The organism is Candidatus Nitrosopumilus sp. bin_68KS (assembly GCF_054095825.1).
This window is the reverse complement of the sequence record NZ_JBSWSP010000006.1, coordinates 1-22,608: the sequence shown is the minus strand read 5'-3', so window position 1 is coordinate 22,608 and position 22,608 is coordinate 1. Positions and strand designations below refer to the sequence as shown.

The 22,608-nt window shown below is 34.6% G+C and carries 26 protein-coding genes; 11 read left to right on the top strand and 15 right to left on the bottom strand.

Going from position 1 to position 22,608, the window contains the following annotated elements; all coding sequences use genetic code 11:
• Nucleotides 1–56: 56 nt before the first annotated feature.
• The 3 genes from erpA (at nucleotide 57) to ACW9W3_RS01740 (ending at nucleotide 2,396) form a co-directional block, all read left to right on the top strand.
• Entirely contained in the window at nucleotides 57–407 is a 351-nt protein-coding gene (erpA, locus tag ACW9W3_RS01750) for an iron-sulfur cluster insertion protein ErpA (protein WP_457764446.1), read from the top strand.
• A 151-nt stretch (nucleotides 408–558) separates the two neighbouring features.
• The gene (gene dnaG, locus ACW9W3_RS01745; protein ID WP_457764445.1) at nucleotides 559–1,704 is read left to right on the top strand and encodes a DNA primase DnaG; all 1,146 of its coding nucleotides are present in this window, start codon (nucleotides 559–561) and stop codon (nucleotides 1,702–1,704) included.
• An 8-nt stretch (nucleotides 1,705–1,712) separates the two neighbouring features.
• Nucleotides 1,713–2,396 (top strand): DUF120 domain-containing protein, encoded by a 684-nt coding sequence (locus ACW9W3_RS01740; protein ID WP_457764444.1) that lies wholly within the window; start codon nucleotides 1,713–1,715, stop codon nucleotides 2,394–2,396.
• Here the strand turns inward: ACW9W3_RS01740 and ACW9W3_RS01735 are convergent.
• From ACW9W3_RS01735 to ACW9W3_RS01675, 13 genes are all read right to left on the bottom strand, one after another.
• Complete coding sequence (locus tag ACW9W3_RS01735) at nucleotides 2,393–2,953, bottom strand: adenylyltransferase/cytidyltransferase family protein (protein ID WP_457764498.1); 561 nt, start codon at nucleotides 2,951–2,953, stop codon at nucleotides 2,393–2,395. The two genes, ACW9W3_RS01740 and ACW9W3_RS01735, sit on opposite strands and share 4 nt — an antisense overlap.
• Nucleotides 2,954–3,054: 101 nt before the next feature.
• Nucleotides 3,055–4,092, bottom strand: coding sequence for a diphthine synthase (gene dph5 / locus ACW9W3_RS01730; RefSeq protein ID WP_457764443.1), 1,038 nt, complete (start codon nucleotides 4,090–4,092; stop codon nucleotides 3,055–3,057).
• Nucleotides 4,092–5,177 (bottom strand): M20/M25/M40 family metallo-hydrolase, encoded by a 1,086-nt coding sequence (locus ACW9W3_RS01725; protein WP_457764497.1) that lies wholly within the window; start codon nucleotides 5,175–5,177, stop codon nucleotides 4,092–4,094. Before ACW9W3_RS01725 ends, dph5 begins: the two co-directional genes overlap by 1 nt.
• A 42-nt stretch (nucleotides 5,178–5,219) precedes the next feature.
• On the bottom strand, nucleotides 5,220–6,062 hold the full coding sequence (lysX, locus tag ACW9W3_RS01720; protein ID WP_457764442.1) for a lysine biosynthesis protein LysX: 843 nt from the start codon (nucleotides 6,060–6,062) through the stop codon (nucleotides 5,220–5,222).
• Nucleotides 6,059–6,226: an alpha-aminoadipate/glutamate carrier protein LysW/ArgW gene (lysW/argW, locus tag ACW9W3_RS01715; RefSeq protein WP_457764441.1), complete on the bottom strand. Its 168-nt coding sequence runs from the start codon at nucleotides 6,224–6,226 to the stop codon at nucleotides 6,059–6,061. Before lysW/argW (ACW9W3_RS01715) ends, lysX (ACW9W3_RS01720) begins: the two co-directional genes overlap by 4 nt.
• A gap of 22 nt (nucleotides 6,227–6,248) precedes the next feature.
• Entirely contained in the window at nucleotides 6,249–7,415 is a 1,167-nt protein-coding gene (locus ACW9W3_RS01710; protein WP_457764440.1) for a LeuA family protein, read from the bottom strand.
• Between the two features lie 117 nt (nucleotides 7,416–7,532).
• Nucleotides 7,533–7,952 (bottom strand): HTH-type transcriptional regulator LysM, encoded by a 420-nt coding sequence (gene lysM, locus ACW9W3_RS01705; RefSeq protein WP_457764439.1) that lies wholly within the window; start codon nucleotides 7,950–7,952, stop codon nucleotides 7,533–7,535.
• Entirely contained in the window at nucleotides 7,939–9,120 is a 1,182-nt protein-coding gene (locus ACW9W3_RS01700) for an aspartate aminotransferase family protein (protein ID WP_457764438.1), read from the bottom strand. Before ACW9W3_RS01700 ends, lysM begins: the two co-directional genes overlap by 14 nt.
• The gene (locus tag ACW9W3_RS01695) at nucleotides 9,113–9,916 is read right to left on the bottom strand and encodes a [LysW]-aminoadipate/[LysW]-glutamate kinase (RefSeq protein WP_457764437.1); all 804 of its coding nucleotides are present in this window, start codon (nucleotides 9,914–9,916) and stop codon (nucleotides 9,113–9,115) included. The genes ACW9W3_RS01700 and ACW9W3_RS01695 overlap by 8 nt, the downstream gene beginning before the upstream one ends.
• Before the next feature lie 2 nt (nucleotides 9,917–9,918).
• Nucleotides 9,919–10,965, bottom strand: coding sequence for an N-acetyl-gamma-glutamyl-phosphate reductase (gene argC, locus ACW9W3_RS01690; RefSeq protein ID WP_457764436.1), 1,047 nt, complete (start codon nucleotides 10,963–10,965; stop codon nucleotides 9,919–9,921).
• A 28-nt stretch (nucleotides 10,966–10,993) separates the two neighbouring features.
• On the bottom strand, nucleotides 10,994–11,851 hold the full coding sequence (gene lysX, locus ACW9W3_RS01685; protein ID WP_457764435.1) for a lysine biosynthesis protein LysX: 858 nt from the start codon (nucleotides 11,849–11,851) through the stop codon (nucleotides 10,994–10,996).
• The gene (gene lysW/argW / locus ACW9W3_RS01680) at nucleotides 11,851–12,018 is read right to left on the bottom strand and encodes an alpha-aminoadipate/glutamate carrier protein LysW (protein ID WP_014965593.1); all 168 of its coding nucleotides are present in this window, start codon (nucleotides 12,016–12,018) and stop codon (nucleotides 11,851–11,853) included. Before lysW/argW (ACW9W3_RS01680) ends, lysX (ACW9W3_RS01685) begins: the two co-directional genes overlap by 1 nt.
• Nucleotides 12,015–13,214, bottom strand: coding sequence for an argininosuccinate synthase (locus ACW9W3_RS01675; RefSeq protein ID WP_457764434.1), 1,200 nt, complete (start codon nucleotides 13,212–13,214; stop codon nucleotides 12,015–12,017). The genes lysW/argW (ACW9W3_RS01680) and ACW9W3_RS01675 overlap by 4 nt, the downstream gene beginning before the upstream one ends.
• Before the next feature lie 132 nt (nucleotides 13,215–13,346).
• Here ACW9W3_RS01675 and ACW9W3_RS01670 point away from each other — a divergent pair, with 132 nt between their 5' ends.
• Genes ACW9W3_RS01670 through ACW9W3_RS01660 form a run of 3 tightly spaced genes read left to right on the top strand, consistent with a single transcriptional unit; the run spans nucleotide 13,347 to nucleotide 15,900 of the window.
• A complete protein-coding gene (locus tag ACW9W3_RS01670; protein WP_457764433.1) occupies nucleotides 13,347–14,372 on the top strand; it encodes an ABC transporter substrate-binding protein in 1,026 nt (341 codons plus the stop codon).
• A complete protein-coding gene (locus ACW9W3_RS01665) occupies nucleotides 14,372–15,136 on the top strand; it encodes an ABC transporter ATP-binding protein (RefSeq protein ID WP_457764432.1) in 765 nt (254 codons plus the stop codon). The genes ACW9W3_RS01670 and ACW9W3_RS01665 overlap by 1 nt, the downstream gene beginning before the upstream one ends.
• A gap of 5 nt (nucleotides 15,137–15,141) precedes the next feature.
• A complete protein-coding gene (locus ACW9W3_RS01660) occupies nucleotides 15,142–15,900 on the top strand; it encodes an ABC transporter permease (protein WP_457764431.1) in 759 nt (252 codons plus the stop codon).
• Between the two features lie 5 nt (nucleotides 15,901–15,905).
• Here the strand turns inward: ACW9W3_RS01660 and ACW9W3_RS01655 are convergent, their stop codons facing one another.
• On the bottom strand, nucleotides 15,906–17,009 hold the full coding sequence (locus ACW9W3_RS01655) for an MFS transporter (protein ID WP_457764430.1): 1,104 nt from the start codon (nucleotides 17,007–17,009) through the stop codon (nucleotides 15,906–15,908).
• Nucleotides 17,010–17,121: 112 nt separating this feature from the next.
• Between ACW9W3_RS01655 and ACW9W3_RS01650 the strand changes: the two genes are divergently transcribed.
• Nucleotides 17,122–18,084, top strand: a complete 963-nt coding sequence (locus tag ACW9W3_RS01650) for a homocysteine S-methyltransferase family protein (RefSeq protein WP_457764496.1) — start codon at nucleotides 17,122–17,124, stop codon at nucleotides 18,082–18,084.
• A 32-nt stretch (nucleotides 18,085–18,116) separates the two neighbouring features.
• Complete coding sequence (locus ACW9W3_RS01645; RefSeq protein ID WP_457764429.1) at nucleotides 18,117–20,615, top strand: dihydropteroate synthase; 2,499 nt, start codon at nucleotides 18,117–18,119, stop codon at nucleotides 20,613–20,615.
• Here the strand turns inward: ACW9W3_RS01645 and ACW9W3_RS01640 are convergent.
• On the bottom strand, nucleotides 20,612–21,349 hold the full coding sequence (locus ACW9W3_RS01640) for a 5,10-methenyltetrahydrofolate synthetase (protein WP_457764428.1): 738 nt from the start codon (nucleotides 21,347–21,349) through the stop codon (nucleotides 20,612–20,614). The two genes, ACW9W3_RS01645 and ACW9W3_RS01640, sit on opposite strands and share 4 nt — an antisense overlap.
• A 73-nt stretch (nucleotides 21,350–21,422) precedes the next feature.
• Here ACW9W3_RS01640 and ACW9W3_RS01635 point away from each other — a divergent pair, with 73 nt between their 5' ends.
• The 3 genes from ACW9W3_RS01635 to ACW9W3_RS01625 all read left to right on the top strand — a co-directional run.
• On the top strand, nucleotides 21,423–21,971 hold the full coding sequence (locus tag ACW9W3_RS01635) for an NUDIX hydrolase (RefSeq protein WP_457764427.1): 549 nt from the start codon (nucleotides 21,423–21,425) through the stop codon (nucleotides 21,969–21,971).
• Nucleotides 21,972–22,008: 37 nt separating this feature from the next.
• Entirely contained in the window at nucleotides 22,009–22,167 is a 159-nt protein-coding gene (locus ACW9W3_RS01630; protein WP_048115676.1) for a 50S ribosomal protein L39e, read from the top strand.
• A partial coding sequence (locus ACW9W3_RS01625) for a 50S ribosomal protein L31e (RefSeq protein WP_457764426.1) occupies nucleotides 22,168–22,608 on the top strand: 441 nt, incomplete at its 3' end.

Here is a 22,608-nt window from a genome sequence, read left to right as displayed (position 1 = left end):
CTAGTGTGTTCGGGGGGAAAAGCTTATTATAATTTGAAGCGTCTTTTCTGTTTATAATGGCAACTGAGCAAACACAAAAGATGATCACAGTCAGCTCAAAAGCAGCTGAGAAGATCAAAGAATTCATGAAAGAAGAAGCAGAATCACCTGAATATCTTCGAGTATATGTCCAAGGTGGTGGTTGTTCTGGTCTATCATATGGGATGGGCTTTGAAAAGGCACCAGAAGAAGATGACATAGTCATGGAAGAAAATGGAGTAAAACTCCTAGTTGACAGTTATAGTGTTGACCATCTACAAGGTGCAAACGTAGACTATATTGAAAGTCTAATGGGATCTGGATTTAAAATCAATAATCCAAACGTTACAAAATCCTGTTCATGTGGTCACTCATTTAGTACTGAATAAACAACTATCATTATTTTTCATTTTTAGATTGACATAGCATTTGCTAAGCTCATTAATCTTTTGAAAGATTTCGTATGTTGCAACATTTATTGCGATACCCTCATATATCGAAGGTAGAAACCCAAATTATGATAATAAAGGAGATGAACTTATGTCCGGTAAATCAGGAATTGTCAAATATCACGTTAAACTTTCCTATGAAGTCGATGGACTCGTTGAAAGAGCAGATATAATCGGAGCCATCTTTGGCCAAACAGAAGGACTGTTAGGCCCAGAGATGAATCTGAATGAGCTGCAACGAGTTTCTAAAGTAGGACGTATTGAAGTTAATAGTAAATCTACTGCAAATACTACTGCAGGTGATGCTTTAATTCCAATGAGTACAGATATTGATACATGTGCATTAATTGCTGCCGGAATTGAAAGCATTGACAAAGTCGGACCTTTTGATTGCACATTCAAATTAGAAGCAATTGATGATGTACGAGCTGCAAAGAAAGATGACATTGTAAGACGTGCAAAAGAAATCAAGCAAAAATGGGCTACTAAAACAGTTAGTGAAGGAGAAACAATGCTTAATGACGTTCATCAAGGTGATGCTGGAAAACTAGCAACATACGGACCATCTAAATTAACATGTAGTTCTGGTGTTTTTGATTCTAAATGGGTAATACTGGTAGAAGGAAGAGCAGATGTAATCAATCTTCTAAGAGCTGGATATGACAATGTTTTAGCAATTGAAGGTGCCAAAATTGATGAATCTATCAAAGAACTTTGTAATAATAAAGACACTGTAGTAGCATTTCTTGATGGAGATAGATCTGGTGGATTTATTCTCAAAGAATTAAAATCCGTTGTAACTTTAGACTATGAATTACAAGCTGATACTGGCGTTGAAGTCGAAGAACTAACTCCACAAAGAATTGATGAAATTCTAAGACCAATTGCCGATGAAATTAAATCTGGAAAACCTGCCCCAGCTCTCAAAAGTGAAGATGATAAACCTCTTGCAGAAGTTGCATCAAAAGTTTTTCCAAATCTCAATGAAACGCTTGAAGCCGTTGCTTTAGACGGTGATCAAAATGAAGTTTTCAAAGTCCCAATCAGTGAAGTAGTAAGTAAACTATCATCCCAATCTGGAATAAAATATCTTCTACTTGATGGAATTATTACCCAGCGACTTTTGGAAGGCGCCAAAAATGCAGGTGTTGAATGTGTTGTTGGTCATAGAGTTGCTAAACTTTCAAACTCTGATGGCATGACACTAAAAACATTCGGTGACTTGGGCGTATCTTAGGAAACTAGATGACTGAACTAAAAATTCAGCACATCTTAACTCTCTCATATCTCTTATCAAAAGGTGCAAAACACAACTATGTTACTATAACTACTTCTTCTCTTGGAAAAAATATTAAAAAATCTCAGCAATCTGCATCAAAACATCTCTTAGAATTAGAACAGAATCAATTCATAGATAGAATAATTAGTGGCCGCAATATCTCTGTTAAAATTACTCCTAAAGGATTCAGTGAAATGGTCAAACTATCTGCTATACTTAGAAAAAGTTTGGATTCCTCTCCCTCATATGTTGAACTTAAAGGAACTTTAGTTTCTGGAATGGGTGAAGGTGCCTACTATATGGGATTAAAAGGGTACACAAAACAATTCCAGTCGAAAATTGGATATATTCCATTTCCTGGAACTCTTAATGTACGATTAGATCAAAAAATACATCAAGAATCTATTAAACAATTTGAAACTTTGAATGGTGTAAAAATTAAGAGCTTCTCAGATGGAAAACGAACCTATGGGTGGGTAAAATGCTTTCCAGCTAAATTAAATAATTTGGCTAATTGCGAATTAATCATCCTTGAGAGAACACATCATGATGATTCAATTATTGAATTAATTTCTAAATCCTGTTTGAGAAAGACTGCAAAACTTAAGGATGGCTCAAAAATTTCAATTAAAATTAAAATTGATTCTTAGATTCCGTGAATAGATTCGCCATACTCTTTTTCAATTTTGGAGCTGGAACTTTCTGGAATTGGAGATTGTAATCTTGCAACCTTTGCATCAAGCTTAATTTTTTTACATCCCTCGGTAATGAATTTCTCTTGATGCACTTGATCATAACCTAATGCAATTATCTCCGGTCTAACAAGATTAACTGTTTTGAAAATATCATCTTCTTGTCCTACTAGACATAGATCTACCATTGATAGTGAATTTACCAATTCTTGTCTTTGCTCTTGGGTGTGAATTGGATTTCTTTTTTTCATCTTAATTGCTGTATGATCTGTTGCTACAACGACTACCAGTACGTCGCCTAATGCCTTTGCTGCATTTAGTGTATGGATATGACCTGGATGTATGATGTCAAAAACCCCCCCAGCTAATACCACTCGTAATGAACTTCTACCAATTTCTGTAAGTGTACATCTATCTTCATTAACAAATTGGTTTTTTATCAATTCGTCAATCTTTGAATTTATCATTTCTTCTGATAACGTACATTTTTTCATTATAGCTTGAGATAACGGCATTCCATCAATTTGACATACGTACATCACTGATAGAATTATTTTTTCACTTTGATCCAATATTTTTTCTATTTTTGACCCTCTCTTTAATTCATCGCTAAACATTACATCTTTGGATCAAGGCCTTTGGCCAGTCTTAATGCATCTACTAAACCATCTGCATACCCAATACTCAATATTGCTACCTCATCTTGACCATCTTCGAGAAATTTTTCTGCATCTTTTATGTATAGTTCTGCATTTTCTAAAATTACCTGAAATTCTTTTTGATTTTTATAATATGGTTGAATTTCTTCTAAAGCTTCTCTTACCATTGGTACGTATTTTCCCATCATTTGTTTTGAAATTTTCTTTGTCTTTTCAGAATTATCAAATGGCTCATCAATACATTGACCTAATATTTTCAATGCATCTGATTCTGTAAAATGTAATCTCCCAGGTATTATCACGGTGTGAGGTGGTTTTCCAAAATCTTTTTTCTTTAAACTAGAAATTTTTCCTGACATGATTAACTGATCTTTGAATCCTACTCTTGATGCAACAATTGCATAACTGTCTAAACTAATTACATTTCTTTTTTGTCCTTTCTCTGTTTCTAATAGTCCATTTAGTGCATCTTTAGGATCTAAGAAAAAATCTTTGTCTTGATTATATTCTAAAAGAAGAACTGTGTGGTTTCCTTCAATAATGTTTTTGTAAATGACATAATATGGAGTTGTAAGAGATTTCATTTCACTCATTATTGTTGCAATTCTTCCAACTTTGTAAAAATGTAAACCACATTCCCCAATCATTGAAGTAAGAGATGATGATGCATGAATAGAATGTGTTTTTATTTTTTCTTCAATTGCTCTTGTTCTTAACTCAATATGGGTTGTTGCAATGTAAGGATCACCATATGACAGTAAAACAACTTTTTTTTTCTTTGCATTTTTTAGAATCTCATTTCCATCTTCTACAAGCCATCTTTTTGCTGGTTTGAATTCACCTTTAGTTGCGTTTTTAATTTTAGTTAAATCTGATTTTCCAATTGGACTTGTAAATTGTTCAAGGTACACAATATCTGCCTTTGATAAAATATCTATTGCTTCTATGGGAATTGATTTGAATCCCGAAATTCCTAAACCTACAAACCACAGCATTACTGCATCTTTCTGTCATGAAGTCTTTTTAAATGCTGTAGAGTTTTCTTTAAGATTTCTATCCCTTTTAGGTATTCTTCGATGGATACTTTTTCATCAATTGTATGTGCTTCATGAGGATCTCCTGGCCCATAGGTAACTACGGGAATTGCCCATTGATTACCTAAAACATTCATGTCTCCAGTTCCTGTTTTTCTAATTAATGTGGCCCTTGACTGTGTTTCCTCAAGTATGCCTAATGTCAATGCTCTAACTAGTGGTGAATTATGTGGTGCCTCAAATGGTTCAGTCTCATCAAGAATTGAATAAAATGCTTCTACTTCTCTTTTTTGAGAAATCTCTTTAACAATATCTGCAATCTTTTGTTCAATTGTTTTACAGTTCATATCTACAGGAATTCTGATATCGAAAATTGTTTCACATTCCTTTGGTGTAATATTGTGACTAGTACCGCCTCTAATCTCAGTCATTGATGAAGTCAACAACATTCCTTTGGATCTATTTTCTTGGTTTTCCTCTAATCTTTCTTTTAATTCTCTTGCAAAAATCATTGATTCATGAATAGCATTTTTTGAAAGCCATGGTGCACTTGCATGTGAACTATCATCTACACTTATTTTGAGATTGATGGCTAATCTTCCTTTGTATGCAATTGTTACTTGGTTAATTCCACTAGGTTCCCCAAAAATTGCATAGTCAATTCCGATTTCTTTTTTAACAAGATTTTTAATTCCAGTTGCGTTTCCTTCTTCATCAACTGCTCCTACAAAAATTATTGTTCCATTATTATTTTGAATTGATGCTGCTGCAAACAACATTGCCATTAATGGGGCTTTTGCATCTGATGCTCCTCTACCATATAGTGCATCTCCTTCTTTTCTAACTTTGACTTTTCCTGGTACCACATCCATGTGACCACATAGCATTATTTTTGGGGATCCTGTACCTTTCCTTGCAATAACATTTCCAACCTCGTCTATTTCTATATCTTCAAATCCCAAGTCATCACATTTGTCTGCTAAAAATTCTGCCATTGGTTTTTCACTTAGTGATGGTGTGTAGAGTCTCAGTGCTTTCTCTAGCATCTTTACTGCAAATCTTGATTCTGATAGGTGGTTGGTCAATTCTTATTTTTCTATATTTAGGGCATAATTTAGCATTAATGATGGAATGTCTACTTCACAAACTCTAACTGTATTTTTGTATTCTGTAGTGTTATTCACTTCATGCACTACCAATCCTTTTTCATCACTTTCCATCAAATCTACGCCTACGATGTCTCCCTGAACTGCGTTTTTTGCTTTTATACACATCTCTTCCATTTCTGATGTAACCTTACATGGTTCTGCTTCTCCACCAAGTGCCATGTTTGTCTTCCAATGCTTTGATTTTCTGTATATTGCAGCGACAATTTTGTCTCCTACCATTATAGCTCTGATGTCTCTTGGAGGTCTTTTTACAAATTCTTCTAGGTAATGGATTTGGTAAATTGGATACATGTTTTCTCTACTTTCAATAATACCTTCAGCTGAATCTCTGTCGTTAAGTTTTGAAATTAATCTTCCCCAACTTCCTACAGTTGGTTTGATTACTTTGGGAAACCCTTCTGCATCTAATGCCTCCAATGCAGCATCTTTTGAAAATGCTACAGTGGCATCTGGTGTTGGAACGCCAAATTTTTTTAGTAACATATGTGTAAATAATTTATTTCCTGCAAATACTCCTGTGTTTAGGCAATTAATTACCTTGACTCCTAATCCTTCAAGAGCTGCAGTTGAATGTAGATTTCTATAATAGCTTACACATCTCTGAATTACTATTCCATAATCTTCAGGTTTTTTTTCTAAATTTAATGCTAGTTTCTTACAATCTACCATCTGAATATTGATGTTGTTTTTTTTACCTGCTTCTAGAAGGGCTTTTTCTTCCCAACGGATGGAATCGTAAAGAATAGTAACGTCAGGACTCACTGTCCCCAATCCTCGCCAACCGTTTGGGCAGGCTTTAGATGGAAACCGTCTGAACTTTTTTCTAATTCAAAACTTGCGCCACATTCTGGACATGTTACAATTTCTCCTTCAAGTGCATCACTTGGGATGGATATTTCTGCATCACATTCTTCACATTTTGACATATTTTATCTTCCACAACCCTCTTTATTTATCATTAATTATCTTTTTTTCAAGTCTATCTTCAAGTGGTATTTCTATTAGATCTCCCATTCTGAGACCTTTTAATCCAGCAGCTACTGCTTTTGCACTCTCATCGTCTTTCTCTAGTCCTAATAATGACATCAAATAAGCTGCACCTGTTTTCCCCGCTAGTTCTCCAAAAACAATTCTTCTTCGGTTACCTACTGCTCTTGGTGGAATGGGCTCATATGCTGCAGGATTTCTTAGGATGGCTGCAAGATGTGTTCCTGCTTTGTGTTTGTATGCTGATGAGCCTACAATTGGTTTTGAATCATATGGTTTGATTGAGGTATACTCTTCAATTAATCTTGAAAGATCTAGTAACATATCTAATCTAAAATCATTTGGTGATTTGTATAGGTATGTCAACGCAACTGCAACTTCAGCTAGTGGTGGAATTCCAGTTCTTTCTCCAATACCGTCAATTGTAGTGTGAATTTGATCAACTCCAGCATCACATGCTGAAAATGCATTTGCTACTGCAAATCCAATATCATTATGAACATGTGCATCTAGTGGAACGTCAACTGCGTCTCTGACTTTTTTAACAAAATTATACATTCCGATTGGACGTAATATTCCAACTGTGTCTGGAAGACTAATTCTATCAACACCTGCTTCTTCTATAGCTTTACAAATTTTAATTAAAAATTCTGGTTCTGCTCTACTTCCATCCTCTACTGTAAATCTAATTTTTAGACCGTGGGATTTGGCATACTCTACTGTTTCAACTGATCTTCTTAATGCTTCGTCTCTTGAAATACGTAACTTGTCTTTAAGATGAATATCTGAAATCCCTAAATATGCCGCACACCATTTGGCATCACAATCTAATGAAATGTCAATATCTTCTTTTAATGCACGTCCGTGTGAAACAATGTCTGCTTTTAACCCTTGTTTAATTATTGTCTTTGTTGCTTCCTTATGATCTTTTGAAACTACTGGTGATATCTCAATTTGATCTACTCCAAAATAATCTAACATCCATGCAATCTGAATTCTTTGTTTGTTAGTAAAGGATACACCTGGGTGTTGTTCTCCTTCTCTTAGAGTACTGTCTAACACTCTAATCTTCTTTGGATTTTTGTCATATGCATTGTAGATGTTTGCATAGTGATTCGGATCTTTCATTACTGAAATCGTTGACATAATTAGATGATATAAACATATTCGTACTATCTTCGTTGAAAAAAACTATTAATGATCCTAAATTAGTTATGAAGCGATTTTTTTTTACGAAAGTCGTTTTTAGATTATTTTTCTCAAAATGATCACAGTATTTGTATCTACAACACCTTGAATCTTCCTTAATGCGTCAATGGTGTTATTAATTTCAGCAATACTTGATGCACTCATTATTGTTGTAATGTCGTATTGTCCAGTTATTTCATAAACTGTTTTTACCCCTTCTAATTTTGCAAGTTTAAGAGAAACTTTTGATGTGTCTGTGGCAGAATCCACTGATACTAAAACTATTGCACTTGTTGCATTCTCTTCCCCAAGCTCCAAAGTGAATTTTTTAATAGTTCCACTATCTACAAGATTTTTAACTCGTCTTCTTACTGCTGATTCAGAAAGTTTTAATTTTTTGCCTATATCTACAAACGATTCTCTAGCATCTTCTTTTAGATACCCAATAATTTTCTCGTCTACTTTATCCTTGTACAACTTTTTTTTGCTCCTCTTCACTTAGTACAGAATCTAGAGCATGTAAAACTTTTGTTATGTCTTCTTCGGAAATCACCAGTGGTGGGAGAATTCTTAGAATATTTCTTCCAGAATATAACATGAGAACACCCTTTTTCATTAATCCCATAAGTATGTCTTTAACTTCAAATTTCATCTCTATACCTATCATTAGTCCTTTACCGCGAATCTCTCTAATCATAGTATGATTTTCTTTTAGTTTCTCTAAACCTTCTCTGAATATTTTGCCCATCTTTTCAGAATTTTCAATTAATCCATCTTCGGTTAATGCTTTGAGTGCTGCAGTTCCTGCTGCACATGATAATGGATTTCCTCCAAACGTTGAAGAATGTTCACCTTTGCTCATTGAAGCAAGTATGTCTGGTCTTACAAGTGTCGCCCCCATTGGCACTCCGCCTGCAATTCCTTTTGCAAGACACAAAATATCTGGTGCAGTATTCCAATGCTGAGATGCCCATAATCGTCCTGTTCTTCCTAAACCAGCTTGTATTTCGTCAAAAATTAACAGAATTCCTTTTTCATCACAAAGTTTTCGTACGTCCTGCAAAAACCCATCTGGTGCAACAATAATTCCACTTTCACCTTGAATTGGTTCTAAAATTACAAATGCAGTATCGTCATCAATTACTTCGCGAAGTGATTCGATATCTCCAAAAGATGCAAAAGAAACTTTTTCTACTAGTGGTTTAAATGCTTTTTTGTATTTTGGATTAAATGTTAATGATAATGCACCAAATGATTTACCATGATATGATCCTTTCATTGCAACCATTCCTTTTTTACCTGTGAATTTTCTTGCAAATTTTATTGCAGCTTCAATTGCTTCTGCACCGCTATTGTTTAGATGAACTTGTGTGAGTCCTTTAGGAGCTAATCCAATTAATGTTTTCAAAAACTCTTCTCTTGTTTTATTGTATAAAGAACTGTGAACTGTAATAATTTTATCCACTTGTTCTTTGATTGCATTGTTGACTCTTTGATTTTGATGACCTACTAGTGCAACACCATATCCTCCCATACAATCTATGTATTCTTTACCATCAATATCCCATACATGTGATCCCTTTCCTTTCTCAACTGTAACTGGAAATCTCTGATAGAGATTCCCCATAAATTGATCTTCACTCATGTTCAATCACCGTACAATTATCATGTGCAATTGCAGATGATATTGGATTTTCTTTTTGTCCATTTGCAATCAATGCTTCTTTTACTCCCATATCTAATGCTTCTGTTGATGCCAGAATCTTCTTTTCCATTCCAGGTCCTATTTTAGGTCTAATTTCTTTTGCTTCAACTAATGTCAACTTTGAAACAAGTTTGTCATCCATTAGTAATCCATCTACATTTGTAATGAATAATACTTTATCACATCCTACTTTTCCTGCTACATATGCTGCGGCTCTATCTCCATCCACATTAAGGAATTCTGATTCTTCACTAATTGCTATAGGTGAAATAACTGGTGTCAATCCTTGTTCTAAGAGTAATTTTATAAAATCTGAGTTGATATTGGTAATTTTACCTGTATATCCACCATCGATTGCTTGTTTTCTGCCTTTTTCGTTAACTATGAGAAGCTTCTTTTTTCTATCTGCTTGAATAATTTTTGCATCAACTCCTGAAAGACCAATTGCATTGATTCCATTTTTTTGAAGCATCTGGACAATAGTTTTGTTTATTCTTCCTGACATTACCATTGTAAAAATCTCTGCGGTTTCTTTATCCGTATATCTACTTTTGATTCCACTTGGTGATGTAACAAATTTTGGTTCCTTTCCAAGTTGTTCACAAACTTTTGTAACTTCTTTTCCTCCACCATGAACTAAGATTATTCCTTCTGACTCTGCAACTTTTTTAATATCTGCAATTGTGGATGGGTGTAAATCATCTACTACACTTCCACCAATTTTGATTGTGATCATTTCTAAACAGGAGTTAGGGGTGTATTTCTAAGTCCATCCATTTCATCAAAACCACACATTACATTCATGTTTTGAATGGCTGAACCGGCTGCACCTTTCATCAAGTTATCTGATGCAGATAATGCAATTAATCTATTATTGTCTTCATCCAAATCAAATCCAATATCACAAAAGTTTGAGCCAACTAAGAATTTTGGATCTGGGAATTTGTATAATCCTTTTTTATCTCGAATTAATCTGATGAATCTTTCTTCACCGTAAGTTTGTCGATATAATTTCCACAATTCTTTTTCATCAATATCTTTTTTCAAGAATGTGTGATTTGTACATAGAATTCCACGGACAACATCTACTGCATGTGGACTCATTGAAACACGAATTTTATGTCCTGCAATTTCACTTAATTCTTGCTCAATTTCACCTGTGTGTCTATGCTTTGCAGGTTTGTATGGTCTGATTACTCCTGCTCTCATTGCATGAGCAGTTCCTGAACCAGAACCTGCCCCAGAAGATCCAATTTTTGAATCAACTACAATGTGCTCTTCGTCAATTAGATTATTTCGAATTAACGGAGCAAGTGCTAGCATTGATGTTACTGCCATGCATCCTGGACATGAAACTAGTTGTGCTTTTTTAATTTCTTCTCGATGTAATTCTGGTACTCCAAAAACTGATTTTGCCAAATAATCTGGATGTGGATGTTCCCAACCATACCATTTGTCATATGCATCTTGATTATGCAATCTATAATCTGCACTCAAATCTATTACCTTGACTCCTCTATCATATAGGGCCTTGACAATTTCAGTTGCAGTTCCATGTGGAACTGCAGTGAAAACTACATCACATTGATCAGTTAGTTTATCATAATCTAATTCAGAAAACATCAAATCTGTAAATCCTTTCAAACTTGGTTGGACTCTATGAAGATATTCTCCAACATGCTGTCTTGATGTAACCATGGCGATCTCAACATCAGGATGATTAACAAGTAGACGAAGTGTTTCTCCACCTACATAACCTGATGCTCCGACTACACCTACTTTCATGATAAACCTCCTCGCAAAGGAGTATAATTTATTTTCTAACGTAGTTTAAAGCAAATTCTACCATTTCTTTTGGTATATTTCGTTGTGATACTCTTGCCAACCCTTTGAATTCTACAGTGTTATTCACTTCATGTACTACTAATCCTCTTTGATCGTCTTCCATCATATCTATTCCTAAAATTCCACCACCCATTGCTTTTGATGCTTTAACTGCCATGTCCTCCATCTCTTTTGTGATCTCACAAAGTTCTGGATCTGCTCCAAGTGCAATATTTGTTTTAAAACCACCTGATGACTTTCTATACATTGCAGCTATAGGCTCATCTCCAACTGTAATTATTCTGATATCTCTTGGTGGTCGTTTGATTAATTCTTGTAAATAGTAAATTCTATCGTGTGGACTATCTGTGATATCTCTAATTTCAAAAACCGCCTCCATGGTATCTTTGTCTTTTAGTGGCATCACTCCCCTTCCCCAACTTCCAATTACTGGTTTGATTACCAGTGGGAATCCTACTTTCTCTAGATTTTCAGCTGCACTTTCACTTGAAAATGAAAAATATGTTTTAGGAGTTGGGATGTTATTTTTTTTTAAAAGTAAAGTCATGAACATTTTATTTCCACAAATATTTGCAACTTCAAATTTGTTTAAAACTGGAATATCTAAAAACTCTAAACTTGCAGTAAAATGAAGACCTCTGAAATAACTGACACATCTTTCTAGAACGACATCTCCTAAATCATACTCTTCTTTCTTACTATCTGTGTTAATCTGTGTGATTTTTGCATCAAGCATTACTGCATCATGTCCTAGTTCTGATGCTTCTTTTTGGAGCATCTTCTCTTCCGCTCTTAGGCGGTCAAACACAATACAGACTTTTGACATTACTCTCCCCAGTCTTCGCCTACGGTTTCTGCTTGTTTAAGCTCAACATTTGATCCGTCTTTTTTTGAGATTTCAAAGTCAGCGCCACAATCAGGACAGGAGACAATTTCTCCAACTGAGGCATCATCTGGGATGTTTAGTGTTGCGTCACATTCTGGGCAGTTCATGTTTTTGTTGACCTTTTCTTTTGTAATTTATTAGCTTCTGTTGATTGCATTCCCCACAATTCTACAAATCCTTTGGCCAATCTTTGATCAAAAGTTGATTCTGTACCATATGTGGCAATATTGTGACTGTATAGTGAGTTATTTGATTTTCTTCCAACAACCCTGAGACTTCCTTTGAACATCTTTAGTTTCACAGTTCCAGAAACTGGTTTTTGTGATTGCTCAATAAACCCGTCTAGATCTACTCTTAATGGATCTTGCCAAAGTCCTGAATATACCAAATATGCCCATTCATCATCTATTATTGATTTGAACTTGTTTTCATGTTTTGTATGGACCATTTTTTCTAAATCTGAATGAGCTTCGATTAGACATGTGGCAGCTGGAGTTTCATATACTTCCCTGGATTTGATTCCAACAACCCTGTCTTCTATATGATCGACTATTCCAACACCTGCATCTCCTGCTTTTTTGTTAATGTATTCGATTAGTTTTTGTGATTCTAATTTCTTCCCATCAACTGCAACAGGAATTCCTTGCACAAATTTAATTTCCAAGTATGTTGGTTTGTCTGGTAAGTTTTTTGTTTTAACCCAAATGAAAGCATCCTCTGGTGGTTCATTATATGGATCTTCTAATACTCCGCCTTCTATTGCACGTCCCCACAAGTTTTGATCAATACTGAATCTTTTTGCAACAGCATCAATTTCAATTCCATGTTTATTTGCAAACTTTAGTTCTGTTTCTCTGTCCAAATTTTTATCACGTATAGGAGCTATGATTGGAAGATCTGAACCCGAACGTAATGTGATATCAAATCTCACTTGATCATTTCCTTTACCTGAACATCCATGTGCCAGTGATGTTACTTTTTCTTTCTTTGCAATTTCTAAAACTTTTTCTGCAATTAATGGTCGTGCAAGAGCTGTTGCAAGACAATATTTTTTTTGATAAAGGGCATTAGCTTTGATTGATGGAAATATGTAATCTTTAACAAATTCTTTTCTGGCATCTATGTTGTAGTGTTTTTTTACACCAAGTTTTTTTGCTTTAGCTGCAATTTTTTTAGTATCATCGCATTGACCTACATCAACTGTTACTGTAATAACATCCATGTCATGTTCTTCTTGCAAATATTTTACAACTACTGAAGTATCTAGTCCTCCAGAAAATGCAAGAATTCCTTTTTGTGTCATAAAACAACTTTCCCGTCGTATTTTGGAATTTATCTTTTGTGATGGCCTGGAAATCAATTATTTTTGAAAAAATGATGACTAGCTTGAGCTAAAATTCGATGATTATTTAACCGCCAAATATAACGCTGTTTTATGAAAACTCGATCGATTGTTTCAGTAGGAATTACTGGAATAATTCTGATATTTGTAATAGGAATTGCTCTTAATTCTAGTGACTCAACTTATGAAAATAAACTTCGCATTGCATATTTTCCAAATATCAGTCATGCAATTCCAATAGTTGGAATGGAAAAGGGTTTCTTTGAAAAAAGTATTGGGGATGAAATAAAAATTGAAACACGCGTTTTTGATAGTGGTCCTCAGGCAATAGAATCTCTATTTGCAAATTCCATTGATCTTGCATATGTTGGACCTGGTCCTGCAATAATTGGATTTTTAAATTCAGAGAATCACAATGTAAAGATTCTTGCAGGAGCTGCTAGTGGTGGAGCAAGCTTTATTGTTCATCCTTTATCTGAAATTAAATCTGCATCTGATTTTGCTGGCAAAAAGATTGCTGCACCTCAAATTGGAAACACTCAAGATGTTTCCTTACGACACTATCTATCTGTAAATAATTTGAAGACTGCTGAAAAAGGTGGTTCAGTAATTGTTTATAATATTCCAAATCCTGATATCTATACTTTATTTGTAAAAGGTGATATTGATGGCGCATGGGTTGCTGAACCGTGGGCTACTATTTTAGAAACTGAACTTGATGGAAAAAGATTATTCTATGAGGAGGAATTATGGCCAAAAAACGAATTTGCTTCTGTTCTTTTGATTGCAAATGTGGACTATGTTGAAAAAAACCAAAAGATCGTTTCTGATTTGTTGACTTCTCATCATGAAACCTCCAATTGGATTAATGAAAATCCTGTAGAAACTAGAATTCTTTTTAATAATTTTCTCAAATCTCACTTGGGGCAATCTCTTTCTGATGATGTTGTGGATGTTGCTTTATCCAATATTGTAATAACTACTGATCCTCTTCTTGATTCTGTTTACTCTTTTGCAGAAAAAGCTGATGCTCTTGGATATTTGGGAAGAAATGGATATGACTTAGCTGGGATTTTTTACCCCCTTGATTCAAATTCTGTCTTGGAGGAAAATTCGTAATGACTAAACTAGAAGCAAAAAATATTGTAAAATATTTTACTCATGATTCTCATAAACTAAAAGCACTAGGTGGCGTAAACCTCAAAGTTGAGGCTGGAGACTTTGTGTGTTTGGTTGGACCTTCAGGATGTGGAAAATCAACATTTTTACGCATAGTTGCAGGCTTGGAATCTCCTGATGAGGGACAAATTTTGTTTGATGGTCATCCTGTTGCTCAAACAGGACCTGAGAGAATAATGGTTTTTCAAGAGGGTGCATTATTTCCATGGCTTAAGGTTCAAGATAATGTGGAATTTGGATTAAAGATGGCAGGTATTCCCAAAGAGGAGAGAGCAAAGATATCTCATAGATATCTTGACATGATGCAGCTTACAAAATTTGCTGACTCTTACACTTTCCAACTTTCAACCGGAATGAAACAACGTGTAGCTATTGCTAGAGCATTAGTAATGGATCCTGATGTGTTATTAATGGATGAACCATTTGCAGCACTTGATGCACAGACTCGAGACTTGTTGTTAGTTGAGATGCAATTAATTTGGGAAAAGACAAAAAAGACCATTTTGTTTGTAACTCATAATGTTTCAGAAGCTGCAGTTCTTGGAACAAAAGTTGCAATCTTTAGTAATCGTCCATCAATAATTAAAAAAGAAGTTGATAATAATTTTCCAAGACCTAGAGTCACTGAAGACGAAACCTTATTGAAATTTCAACAAGATATTTTGGCAGAATTAAGACCTGAGGTAAAAAAAAGTAAAGGCTGATCATCATGGCAAAAAATTTTACACCTCATAGAATAGCATTTTACATTGGAATTGTTGTTGTTTGGCAAATAATTGCAATGAGTGGAATTTGGCCTGACAATATTTTTCCATCACCTTATGAAGTAGCTGAAGATTTGGCATATGGTGCTGCAGATGGTAGTCTATTTTATGGAATTGCAACTAGTATGTGGAGGTTGTCAATTGGATTGGCAATAGCCATTATGGGTGGAATAGTTCTTGGAATTTTTATGGCAAGAGTTGAGGCAATCAATCAAACTGTTGGTTCACTAGTTTTGGGATTACAATCAATACCTTCAATTGCCTGGGTTCCCCTTGCAATACTTTGGTTTGGATTAACTGACGGTGGAATAATTTTTGTTACTGCAATTGGATCTATTTTTGCAGTAACAATAAACACCTACACAGGTGTCAAAAATATCGATCCTCACTTTATTGAAGCTGCACGAAATATGGGTGCCAAGGGTAGTCAACTAGTCACTGCAGTCTTAATACCTGCAGCATTCCCATACATGATTTCTGGATTTAAACAAGGCTGGGCATTTGCATGGAGAGGTGTAATAGGTGCTGAAATTCTATTTTCTTTCTTAGGTCTAGGGTTTTTGCTAAATGCTGGACGCTCTCTAAATGATGTCTCAGAAGTAATTGCTATAATGATGGTGATAATGGGAATTGGATTAGCAATTGATGGAATCGTCTTTACTAGACTTGAAAATAAAGTAATGTCTCGTTGGGGATTGAGATAATTATTTTATTGTTTTTTAATTTTCAGTGATACTGCAAATGCACAAATAATTATCGCAATTGCAAAATACATTACTGCAACATAATCAAACAGAAACGCAATACCTCCTGCAACTACTGGTCCAACTACTGTAGCGATTGATAAAGTAGAACTGAATATTCCACTCGATGTGGAATGTGGGTTGTTCTCCATCAAATGGAAATTACCTCCAATAAATAAAAATGCCCATGTTGCACCAACAAGTGACATAAACGGCATTGCCATCCACCAATCAGTAACTAGCGCTAACCCAATGAATACAAAAGTTGTAAAGCCAATACCGATTTGAAATTTTGTAACATTTGATAGATGAATTTTACTTGCCATTACATTCATCAAAATAAATGCAGTCAATGTGTTTGCAACATATACTATTGATACTTGATATAGCTCAGCTCCCAATCTCTCCATTAACATAATTGGTAAAATTGTCCATACAGCTGCTGCTCCAATATGTCTTAACAATAATGATGAAAATAGAAATTTATTTTTAGTAATAACATTTTTTGTAGTTCCTGGTTTGAGTTCTTTTATTTGTTGAGGATTTGGTAGTTTGATTGTAAATAATAATCCGATTACAAATGATGCCGAACTAAGTAAGAATATTAGTTTGAGATCATTTGCAATTCCTGCTGCTGCAATTCCAGCTAACCATCCTAATGCGTGAAAAGATATCACTGTGGCTGCTCGCTTTTTGTCAATATTTGCCTCATAGGTATATGCGATCATTGCAGGAATCATAATTCCACTTGCTACTCCTGCAGCAATTCTTACCAAGAAAAACATGGTGAGGTCCTCTGCAAAATAATGCAGTCCAAAGGCTATGGCACATCCGATGAAACCAATTCTGATGAATTTGAGCCTAGTTCCTTTCTTATCTGAGTGTCTCCCAAAATAAATCTCAGATAAAATCTGGGCAAAACTAAATGAGGCTACTAAAAGTCCAATCTCAAAAATTGAATCTGTGACACCCTTTGCAATAATGGGCATGAAAACAAAGATAATGGAAATACCCGCATGCTGAAAAAATGTGGCACTTCGAACTAGGTTGTTTACTTGAAGTTTAAGCATAAATCTATAGGAAAAAACATTTTACCTAATTTCAACATACGTATCATTCTAACCAATGTCTAGGTATTTTTCTGAAAAGAGTTAAACTGTGTTAGAATATTTTGAAATTATGTTGACTGAAAAAGAACCATTTCTTGATGCAATGAAAAATCGAATACTATTATTTGATGGTGCGATGGGAACTGAAATTCAAAGGTATGATCCAAAACCTGAAGACTTTCCAAATAATCAAGATGGCTTTAACGATGGTTTAGTAATTACTCATCCAGAATGGATTAAACAAATTCACAGAAATTATTTAGATGCAGGTTCTGATTGTATTGAAACAAACTCTTTTGGTTCAAATAAAATTAAACTTGATGAATATGGTTTTGGTGATCAAACAATTGAATTCAATAAAAAAATTGCCACACTTGCTTCTGAAGTTTGTGCAGAATATTCTGATAAACCACGATATGTAATTGGGTCAATGGGCCCGACAGGTTATCTACCAAGTTCAAATGATCCTGATCTAGGTCAAAAACCTCTTGATGAAATTCGTGAGGCTTTTGAGTTACAAGCTGAAGGATTAATTCTTGGGGGTGTTGATGCATTACTTATTGAAACAAGTCAAGACATTCTTGAAGTAAAACTAGTCATTGAGGCATGTCATAATGCAATAAAAAAGACGGGTAAAAAAGTTCCAATTATTGCCAATACTACTTTGGATCAATATGGGAAAATGTTACTTGGCACAAATATTCAAGCAGCATACACAACTGTTTCTGATATGGGTATTGACATATTTGGATTGAACTGTTCAACTGGCCCAATTGAGATGACTTCTAGTGTTAGGTGGCTTGATGAACAAAATGAACATAGTGTATTGGTAGTTCCAAATGCTGGCATGCCTGAAAATGATGGAGGACAAGCAGTTTACAAAATGACTCCTGAAAAAATGGGCAAGGCACTAGGTGATTTCCTTGATGATTACAAAAAAGTTCGAATAATTGGCGGTTGCTGTGGGACGAATCCTGAACACATCAAGGCATTGAGGAAAGTAATTGACGAAAGAGCAAACTCTATCGAGGGTTAAGTATTTACAAAAACAGATGTGATTTTACTACATTGACAGTTCCAAGAGTAAGTTCAGCACTAAAAGCGGTGGATCTTAAACAAATTCCTGCCCCTTTGATAATAGGGGAGAGAATCAATACCCAGGGTTCACGAAAAGCAAAGAAGCTAGTTCTTGAAGATGATTATGACGGTTTGGTAGATTTAGGCAGAATTCAAGTTGAGGATGGTGCGCATTGTCTTGATGTCTGTGTTGCAACTACTGAACGTGCAGATGAACGTGAGTTTATGTTGAATTTAGTAAAACGATTGAGTTTGGAAGTTGATGCTCCACTTGTAATTGATTCTACAGATCCTGAAGTCATTGAGGCCTCTGTTACTCAGATACCTGGTAGGCCAATAATCAATTCAATAAATCTTGAAGGTGATGGAAGTAGGTTTGAAAAATTAGCGCCTATTATGGCAAAGTATGGTTTACCTGCAATTGCTTTGTGTATTGGACCTGAGGGAATGGCCAAAACACCTCAACAAAAAGTTGATACTGCAGAATTGCTTTATGAAACTGGAAAAAAATATGGATTAAAAATTGAACAATTTATTTTTGATGTACTTACATTTACTTTGGCAACAGGAGAAGATGAATTCCTTGATGCAGGAAAAAATACTCTTGAAGGAATAAGATTAGTCAAGGAAAAATTTCCAAACTGTTTTACTACTTTGGGCCTTAGTAACATTAGCTTTGGCCTTGCACCCTATGCGAGAAAAATTCTAAATTCTATTTTCTTGTATCATGCAGTCAAAACTGGTCTTGATACTGCAATAGTTAATGCAAAAGAGATTATTCCTTATGGTGAAATTGATGAGAAAGAGAAAAAACTTGCAGAAGATCTAATCTTTAACACTCATCCAAATGCCCTATCTGATCTAATTACTTATTTTGAGAATGCCGGACCTCAAAGTGGTACTGCTTCAAAGAAAGTGGATGTTGATCCTTCTTGGCCTGCAGGAAAACGTTCCAACTTTAGAATTGTAAATAGACTCAAAGATGGAATTCAAAATGATGTTGTCTCTGCAATTGCAGAAAAACTTGGGAAAAATGATATTATCAAAGATACTGGTGGCATTCTGTCACTTGATGCACCAAAAGAAGTCACTCATGATAGTGCCATTAAAACTCTCAATGAAGATTTACTTCCTGCAATGAAAGAAGTTGGGGATAAATTTGGTTCAGGAGAACTAATCTTACCATTTGTTCTAAAATCTGCAGAATGCATGAAGGCTGCAGTTGGGGAACTAGAGAAATATCTAGTCAAAGAAGAGGGAACAAGTAAGGGTGTACTTGTTTTAGGTACTGTTTATGGTGATGTTCATGATATTGGAAAGAATCTTGTAAAGACTATTTTTCAAAATAATGGATATACTGTACATGATTTGGGTAAACAAGTTCCGTTACAAAAATTCCTTGAAAAAATTGATGAAACAAAACCTGATGCAATTGGATTGTCTGCATTACTTGTGTCAACTTCAAAACAAATGAAATTCTTTGTAGAACATGCAAGAAAAAACAATATGGTGATTCCAATTCTTTGTGGTGGTGCTGCAATTAACAGTAATTACATAAATCGAATTGCAAAAGAAGACGGAATTTATGAACCAGGGGTATTTTATTGCAATACTATGTTTGAGGGCCTTAAAACAATGGATGTTTTGGTTTCAGATCAAAAATCAAAACTATTAGCAGATTGGAAAGAAAAGTTGGAAAACTGGAAAGAAAAATCTAAAGCCGATATAGATCCTGACACACTTCCAAAAAGTGACATCAAACCAGTAAAAGCACCTAACCCAAAAACAATTGGAGAGCCAATTCGATTAAAAGCAGAACAAATCAATATGGGCGAAGTTTGGACTATGATTGATAAAAAATCCCTCTTCAAACTATCTTGGGGTTTGAGAGGAAAAGCTGGTTCTGAATCAGAGGATGCTCATGAACAATTGTTAACTGAATGGAAAATGAAAATTATTAGAGACAAACTCTTTGAACCTGAAATTGTTTATGGTTTTTTCAAATGTCATAATAAAGATAGAAAGTTACTTGTTGAGAATCCTTATGGTGATGATGTGGAATTAGAATTCCCTCGCTCTACAAAACCTGAACACCTATGTCTGACTGATTATTTTGGTGATGATGATATAGTTGCATTTCAATCTGTAACTGTGGGAAATAAAGTAGCAGATATTATTGAACAATGGAATAAAGAAGACAAATACACGGATGCTTACTATCTACATGGGCTTGCAGTTGAAGTTGCTGAAGCTTTAGCTGAATGGGTAAATAAAAAAATAAAATCTGAAATGAGTTTGGAAAAAGGTGGTCTAAGATACAGTTGGGGTTTTCCTAGTTGTCCTGATGTTTCTCAACATCATTTGGTGTGGAAATTATTGCAACCTGAAAAATCAGGAATGACTTTGACTGAATCTGGACAAATTATTCCAGAGCAATCAACTGCAGCAATTGTAGTTCATCACCCAGATGCAAAATATTTTGTTCTTTAATTCAGTAATTTTCCCAAAAAATTATTCAATCCATTAAAGTCATTTGGAGATGTAATTAGCACATCTTCAGTCATTTCATGTGTTTTCTCTAACAACTCTTCAAATTCCTTGCTATATGATTCCAAATCTAAATTCAAAAACTTTGCAGATTTTTCATTTTTTGGAGATGGGTACAAAAGGATGGGAATTATTGAAAATTCCTTTAAATTATTAGATAAATTTTCAACCTGTTCTATGTTTTGAATTACCTGAGTCATGAATCCTTTTGGCTTTGATTCTAATTTTTTTACAATCTTAGAAAAATTAGGCTTGTTAGAAATAGACAGATACAAATCAATTTTTGAATCTAGTCCTTGTTCTCTTAATTTCTTGACAATCACACTGGGAATTTGACCTGAATCTTGCTTTCCTGATTGTGATGGATCCCCCATTAATACTAGAATTCCTGAAAAACCAATTGAAATACAATTTTCTACAAACGTAAATATTTCCTTTTCACTCTTGTCTCTAACTCTTAGACTTACTGTGATTGGTAAATCTGGAATTTCTTTTCTGATAATTCTTCCAACCTCAATTGGTGATACTCTTTGAAATCCTAATACATTTTCAGTTAGATGAACTGCATCACACTTTTTTGAAATAGTTTTTATTTTTTCTATAAATTTTAAAATGGATTCATTAGTATCTATACCTGTTAAAATTTTGGGTGGATTTGCTTCATATCTGATTGTCATATTCTAATTTCTTTCAACCTTGGTTAAAACCTTTGAATACCAAAACTGATATGGGTTTGTAGGAAAGATTGAAATGAATTTAGATGAACTAAAATCTGTACTATCTAGACCTGTAAATCCAAAAATTGATTATGATAAAAATTACCGATTGGCATCAGTACTTGCTGTAATTTATGGGAAAGATCCGATAATTGTAATGACTGAAAAACCTCAAAACATGAAATTTCATGCTGGAGAAATATCATTTCCTGGAGGTAAATTGGATGATACTGATACAGATCTTCTTGATACTGCATTGCGTGAAACTAGTGAAGAGATTGGACTTGACATTAAACGAGAGCAGGTAATTGGTCAACTTGAACCTGTAGTTACTTTGAATTCTGGATTTCTAATTCTACCCTTTATTTCAATCATTGATAAAATTCCTCCCCTATTGCCTAACCGTGAAGTTGAAAAAATTTTTCATATTCCATTTGAATCCTTTTTGCACACCATGGCAAAAGATCCAGATCCTTCACATAATATCATACAAGAGATGTATACATTTGAGTATCAAAATCAAATAGTCTGGGGGGCATCTGCAAGAATCCTAAAACAGATTCGAAATATTCTTAAATTTTGAGATTCATTTAAAAAGAGCTCTTCGTGCCTGAAAAACTATGGCTGCACGCAAGTCCTCTCCAAGAAAAATCCGTCTTTTAAAAAAGACAAGACAAGCATCACCCGTACCAGCTTGGATTATTCTCAAAACAAAGAGAAGTGTTAGAACAAATCCAAAACGTAGAGCTTGGAGATCAACTGATGTGGAGGTAGGATAGATGTCTCAAGAATTAGAACGTGTTTATACGATTAATCTAGGTAAAGCTCTACTTTCTCAGTCTCAACATAGAGCTGTTAGAGCAATTAACATGATCAAAGAATTTGCTCGCCATCATATGAAAGTAGAACAAATCAAAATTGAGGAAGAACTTGCTCATTTGATTTGGGCAAAAGGTGTTAGAAGTCCTCCAAGAAAAATTAGAGTTAGAATGAGTAAAACTGATGAAGGATATGTCCTTGTTTCTCCATATACTGATGAAGTAGAATCTACTGTAACTCCTGAAAAAGAAACTAAAAAAATTCCAGATAAAGTAGAAGAACCAGCTAAAGAAGCACCAAAGAAAGAAGAACCAGCTAAAGAAGCACCAAAGAAAGAAGAACCAGCTAAAGAAGCACCAAAGAAAGAAGAACCAGCTAAAGAAGCACCAAAGAAAGAAGAA

What these genes read in the sequence shown, in the direction of transcription:
- ACW9W3_RS01725 (WP_457764497.1), bottom strand. Translation starts at nt 5,177, where the DNA reads ATGCTAGAGAAAGCACTGAGACTCTACACACCATCACTAAGTGAAAAA.
- ACW9W3_RS01660 (WP_457764431.1), top strand. Translation starts at nt 15,142, where the DNA reads ATGGCAAAAAATTTTACACCTCATAGAATAGCATTTTACATTGGAATT.
- lysX (WP_457764435.1), bottom strand. Translation starts at nt 11,851, where the DNA reads ATGTCAAAAGTCTGTATTGTGTTTGACCGCCTAAGAGCGGAAGAGAAG.
- ACW9W3_RS01740 (WP_457764444.1), top strand. Translation starts at nt 1,713, where the DNA reads ATGACTGAACTAAAAATTCAGCACATCTTAACTCTCTCATATCTCTTA.
- ACW9W3_RS01710 (WP_457764440.1), bottom strand. Translation starts at nt 7,415, where the DNA reads ATGAAAGATCCGAATCACTATGCAAACATCTACAATGCATATGACAAA.
- ACW9W3_RS01655 (WP_457764430.1), bottom strand. Translation starts at nt 17,009, where the DNA reads ATGCTTAAACTTCAAGTAAACAACCTAGTTCGAAGTGCCACATTTTTT.
- ACW9W3_RS01695 (WP_457764437.1), bottom strand. Translation starts at nt 9,916, where the DNA reads ATGATCACAATCAAAATTGGTGGAAGTGTAGTAGATGATTTACACCCA.
- ACW9W3_RS01670 (WP_457764433.1), top strand. Translation starts at nt 13,347, where the DNA reads ATGAAAACTCGATCGATTGTTTCAGTAGGAATTACTGGAATAATTCTG.
- ACW9W3_RS01700 (WP_457764438.1), bottom strand. Translation starts at nt 9,120, where the DNA reads ATGAGTGAAGATCAATTTATGGGGAATCTCTATCAGAGATTTCCAGTT.
- ACW9W3_RS01640 (WP_457764428.1), bottom strand. Translation starts at nt 21,349, where the DNA reads ATGACAATCAGATATGAAGCAAATCCACCCAAAATTTTAACAGGTATA.
- ACW9W3_RS01635 (WP_457764427.1), top strand. Translation starts at nt 21,423, where the DNA reads ATGAATTTAGATGAACTAAAATCTGTACTATCTAGACCTGTAAATCCA.
- argC (WP_457764436.1), bottom strand. Translation starts at nt 10,965, where the DNA reads ATGAAAGTAGGTGTAGTCGGAGCATCAGGTTATGTAGGTGGAGAAACA.
- dnaG (WP_457764445.1), top strand. Translation starts at nt 559, where the DNA reads ATGTCCGGTAAATCAGGAATTGTCAAATATCACGTTAAACTTTCCTAT.
- ACW9W3_RS01675 (WP_457764434.1), bottom strand. Translation starts at nt 13,214, where the DNA reads ATGACACAAAAAGGAATTCTTGCATTTTCTGGAGGACTAGATACTTCA.
- ACW9W3_RS01665 (WP_457764432.1), top strand. Translation starts at nt 14,372, where the DNA reads ATGACTAAACTAGAAGCAAAAAATATTGTAAAATATTTTACTCATGAT.
- ACW9W3_RS01630 (WP_048115676.1), top strand. Translation starts at nt 22,009, where the DNA reads ATGGCTGCACGCAAGTCCTCTCCAAGAAAAATCCGTCTTTTAAAAAAG.
- lysW/argW (WP_457764441.1), bottom strand. Translation starts at nt 6,226, where the DNA reads ATGTCAAAATGTGAAGAATGTGATGCAGAAATATCCATCCCAAGTGAT.
- lysW/argW (WP_014965593.1), bottom strand. Translation starts at nt 12,018, where the DNA reads ATGAACTGCCCAGAATGTGACGCAACACTAAACATCCCAGATGATGCC.
- erpA (WP_457764446.1), top strand. Translation starts at nt 57, where the DNA reads ATGGCAACTGAGCAAACACAAAAGATGATCACAGTCAGCTCAAAAGCA.
- ACW9W3_RS01735 (WP_457764498.1), bottom strand. Translation starts at nt 2,953, where the DNA reads ATGCCGTTATCTCAAGCTATAATGAAAAAATGTACGTTATCAGAAGAA.
- dph5 (WP_457764443.1), bottom strand. Translation starts at nt 4,092, where the DNA reads ATGCTGTGGTTTGTAGGTTTAGGAATTTCGGGATTCAAATCAATTCCC.